General features: G+C 73.8%; 2 protein-coding genes. Both read right to left on the minus strand.

All coding sequences use genetic code 11. The features are described from left to right. On the minus strand, nt 1–4,108 hold a 4,108-nt coding region (locus H5J29_RS20995; RefSeq protein WP_181782757.1), incomplete at its 3' end, for an NAD-glutamate dehydrogenase. 114 nt (nt 4,109–4,222) lie between these two features. Beyond that, nucleotides 4,223–4,844, minus strand: a 622-nt coding sequence (locus H5J29_RS21000; protein WP_181782758.1) for a hypothetical protein, incomplete at its 5' end; no start/stop codon positions are given.

Here is a 4,844-nt window from a genome sequence, read left to right on the forward strand (position 1 = left end):
GGAACCAGCGCGACGCCCGGTCCAGCAGCCGCCGCGACTCGAGGAGCATCCGGTCCGCCACCGCGACCGGGACGTTCCGCTGGTCAGCTCCGCCGGAGCCCGCCTCACGGATCTCCCGCCACCGCCTCGGCAGCCCGTAGACCTGCGTGACAACGGCATAGGCCCGCACCGCGTCCGACGGCGACGCCGCCGTCTCCTCCGCCAGCCGGAACGCGTAGGTGATGCCCGCGCCGTCGACCATCTCGTTGACCAGCTTGGTGCCGAGGATCTCCCGGCGCAGCGGGTGCTTCCAGATCGCCGCGGCGAACCGCTCCCGGAGCGGCCCGGGGAAGTACTCGGGCAGCCGCGGGGTGAACGCGGCGGCGTCGGGCAGGTCGGTGTCCAGCAGCCGGTGGGTCAGGTCGAGCTTGACGTGCGCGATCAGCGTGGACAGCTCCGGCCCGCTGAGCCCGTCCCCCGCCTCCTCCAGCGCCGCGAACCCGGTCTTCGTGGGCAGGACCTCCAGCGCCCGGTCCAGCCCGGTCCGCTCCACCAGGTCCGAGACGAGCCGCGCGTGCACGTTCGCCATCTCCGCGGCGTGGCTGCGGGAGACCCCCAGCACGCCGTTCTGGTCGGTGTTGTCCTTGAGGACCAGTGCCGAGACCTCGTCCGTCATCTCGACGAGCAGGGCGTTGCGGGCCTCGCGGTCGAGCGTCCCGTCGGCCACGAGCCGGTCCAACAGGATCTTGATGTTGACCTCGTGGTCGGAGCAGTCCACGCCCGCCGAGTTGTCGATCGCGTCGGTGTTGAGCCGCCCGCCCGCGCGGGCGAACTCGATCCGGCCCCGCTGGGTGAGCCCGAGGTTGCCGCCCTCGCCGACGACCTTGACCCGCAGCTCGCGGCCGTCGACCCGGATGGCGTCGTTCGCCTTGTCCCCCGCGTCGGCGTGTCCTTCGGTGGAGGCCTTGACGTAGGTGCCGATGCCGCCGTTCCACAGCAGGTCGGCCGGGGCGAGCAGGATCGCCCGGATCAGCTCCGGTGGGCTGAGCTTGACGACGTGCTCCGGCAGGCCCAGTGCCGCGCGGATCTCCGGACCGACCGGCACCGACTTCGCGGTGCGCGGCCACACCCCACCGCCCGGGCTGATCGCGGCGCGGTCGTAGTCGTCCCACGAGCTGCGCGGCAGTGCGAACAGCCTGCTGCGCTCGCGGAAGCCCTGTGCCGCATCGGGATCCGGGTCGACGAACACGTGTCGGTGGTCGAAGGCGGCGACCAGCCGGATGTGCTCGGAGAGCAGCATGCCGTTGCCGAACACGTCCCCGGACATGTCCCCGACGCCGACGACGGTGAAGTCCTCCGCCTGGGTGTCGGTGCCCAGCTCGGCGAAGTGCCGCTTGACGCTCTCCCACGCGCCCTTCGCCGTGATGCCCATGGCCTTGTGGTCGTAGCCGACCGAGCCGCCGGAGGCGAAGGCGTCGCCCAGCCAGAAGCCGTAGCTCGCGGCCACCTCGTTCGCCACGTCGGAGAACCGCGCCGTGCCCTTGTCCGCGGCCACGACCAGGTAGGAGTCGTCCCCGTCGTGCCGGACGACCGCGGGCGGCGGCACGGTCTCGCCGCCGACCAGGTTGTCCGTCACGTCGAGCAGGCCGGAGATGAACGTCCGGTAGCAGGCTTCGACCTCCGCCGGGTCCGGCCGCGCGGCACGCACCACGAAGCCGCCCTTCGCCCCGACCGGGACGATCACGGCGTTCTTGACCGCCTGGGCCTTGACCAGCCCGAGGATCTCGGTCCGGAAGTCCTGCGGGCGGTCCGACCAGCGGAGACCGCCACGCGCGACCGGCCCGAACCGCAGGTGCACGCCCTCGACCCGCGGCGAGTACACGAAGATCTCGAACCGCGGCCGCGGCGCGGGCATGTCCGGCACGGCCGTCGGGTCGATCTTGAACGAGAGGAACGCGCGCTCGCGGAAGAAGTTGGTGCGCAGCGTGGCCGTGATCGTGGCGAGGAAACCCCGCAGGATGCGGTCCGCGTCGAGGCCGGTGACCTCGTCGATCAGGGCGGTGACCTCGGTCAGCGCCTCCTCGGTGAGCTTCTCCCGGTTGTCCTCGGCCGGGTCGAAGCGGGCGCGGAACAGCCGCACCAGCCCACGGGCGACCGAGGGTTGGGCCAACAGAGTGTCCGCCATGTAGTTCACGCCGAACGTGCTGCCGACCTGCCGCGCGTACCGGGCGTAGGCGCGCAGGACGGCGGCGTCCCGCCAGTGCAGGCCCGCCCGCAGCACGAGTGCTGCGAACCGGTCCGCCTCGGCGTCCCCCGCCCAGGTCGCCCGGAACGCGGCGCAGAACGCCAGCTCGAGCTCGGCCTCGTCGGCGTGCGGGGTCTCCCCGTCGATCCGCAGGCCGAAGTCGTAGAGCCAGCAGCGACGCCCGTCGGGCCGGGTGAACTCCGACGGGTGCTCGTCCACGACCTCGACGCCGAGGTGCTGCAGGATCGGCAGCACGCGGGTCAAGGTGACGGGCTCGTCCAGGTAGAGCGTGAGCCGCCGGTCGGCGCCCTCCGGGTAGAGCCGGACGTCGAAACCGCCCTCGGGCAGCGCGAGGATCCGGCGCAGGTCCTCGACGGCGCGACCGGGCTCGACGCCCGCCTTGTACGAGTCCGGTATGCCCGCCAGCAGGCCGGGGACGGTCGTGGCCTTCGGACCGAGCCGGTCGACGAGCCGGTCGTCCCAGGTCCGGGCCGCCTCGGTGAGCTCGTCGGTGAGGGCGCCCAGGTCGGGGAGCGGGAGCTCGACCGCCGGGTCCGTCTGCACGGTGAAGTGCACCAGCGCGTAGGTGGCCTCGGTGACGCGTGCGGTGTAGTCCACCGCCGTGCCGTGCAGGCGCTCCCGCAGCACGGCGGCCATGGCCAGCCTGCTCGACGTCGTGTACCGGTCGCGCGGCAGGTAGACCAGGCAGGACACGAACCGGCGCCGCGGGTCGGGGCGGAGGTAGACCCGGACCACCCGGCGCCCGGACAGGCCGAGCACCCCCACCGCGACGTCGTGCAGGTACTCCTCGCTCGCGCTGAAGAGCTCCTCCCGTGGCAGCCCGGAGAGCACCTCCAGCATCTGCTGGCCGGAGAACGACTCGAGCGGGAACCCGGCGCGGTGGATCGCCCCGCGCACCCGACCGGCGACGACCGGGATGTCCAGCACGCTCTCGAACAGCGCGGGGACGGTCAGCATGCCCAGGAACCGGTGCTCACCGGTGAGGTTGCCGTCGTGGTCGAAGGTCCGCAGCCCCACGACGTACGGGTGCACCGCCCGCAGCACCCGGCTCGGCGCGCTCGCGCGGGTGAGGATCAGCAGCTCGTCCGTGCCGCCGGGCGAGGGGTCGAGCGCGAAGGCGCGCGCCTCGAGGGTGTCCCGGCGCAGCACCCCCAGCCCCGACGCCAGCTCGGCGCTCAGCACACCCTGGTCCAGCCGGTAGTGCCGGTAGCCGAGGAAGGTGTAGTGGCCGTCGGCGAGCCAGCGCAGGAACTGCGCGACGTCGTGCCGCTCCGACCCGCGGTCCGTGCGGACCCCGCGGGGCACCAGCTCCTCGGCGAGCAGCTCGTCCGCCAGGGTGCGGGCGCGCCGGGCGATCCGGTCACCGTCCTCGACGACCTCCCGCACGTCGTGCAGCGCGTCTCGCAGGGTGGCGGCCAGCGCCTCGGGATCGGCGACCGCGTCGAGCTCGAGGCGGATCCAGGACTCGGCGAGCGCACCCTTCGGCGGCGAGGCGGGATCGGCCTCGGTGAGGATCTCGAGGAGGTCGCCCACCGCGTCCCGCCGCACCACGACGATCGGGTGCAGCAGCCGCCGCACCTCGGCGCCGGTGCGCCCCACCGCGGCCAACACCGAACCGACGAGGAACGGCATGTCGTCGGTGACGATCTCCGCCGCCCGGCCGTCCACCCGGACCAGCGGGTCGCCCGCCACCCGGTGCGCGGCCAGGGCCCGGTGGCCCCGCGCGACCTCCCGGAACCCGGGGCTCGGTCCCTCCTCCGCGGTGGCCCCGTCGGCGGGGGTCTGACGGGCGTACAGGTCGGTCAGGCGGTCGAGCTCGACGTCGGCCTGCTCCGCGGCGGTCTGCTCACGGGTCCGGCTCATGGCTGGGCGACTCCGGTACTGCGATGCCGTGCATCGCGGACGTGCTCGGGGCGGTTCGGCTCGAACCACCCTAGCCCCCGATCGGATGATCTCCCGGTCGCCCGCACGTCGGCCTCACAGGCTCCGGTAGGCCGCCATGGCACCGGCGAGCAGGTCGCCGAGGCCCAGCGTCTCCTCGGGCGGCTCCGCCGTGGGGGCGCTCGGCTCGGTCTCCTCGTCGGTGTCCGCGCGATCCGCGAAGCGACGCCGTCGCCGCCGACCGGTGCCACCCGGACGGACGCCGAGGTCCTCCACCCGCACTCTGCGGCCCGGATCGCTCGTCGGCTCCGGTGACTCGGCGCCGTGCTCCGGGATCTCCTGGACGAGCTGCACCCCGAGCTCCCCGTCCGTGCCGTGGACGGTGCCGCGCAGCCGCACCGCACCGAGGCCGCCCATGCCGATCGGGTCCAGCGCCACGGCCGTGCCGACCGCGGTGGCCAGGTCCCGAAGCACGGGATGCATCCACGCCGCGGTCTCGGCCCGGTCCCGGCCCGGCAGGTCGACCTGCAGGAGAGCCGGGTCCTCGTCGCGGATCCGGCCGCGCCGGGGCAGGTGCACGCGCATCCGGTCGGTGAGGTCGCGCAGGACCCGCTCGGCCTGGGGCCCGCGAAGCCGGTCCACCCCCTCGACGAGGTCGATGACGACGGATGCCCCGACCGCGGCGCGATCGAGCCCACCCCCACGTGACGACGACCTG

This window comes from Pseudonocardia pini (assembly GCF_013870575.1).
Taxonomy (GTDB): Bacteria; Actinomycetota; Actinomycetes; order Mycobacteriales; family Pseudonocardiaceae; genus Pseudonocardia; species Pseudonocardia pini.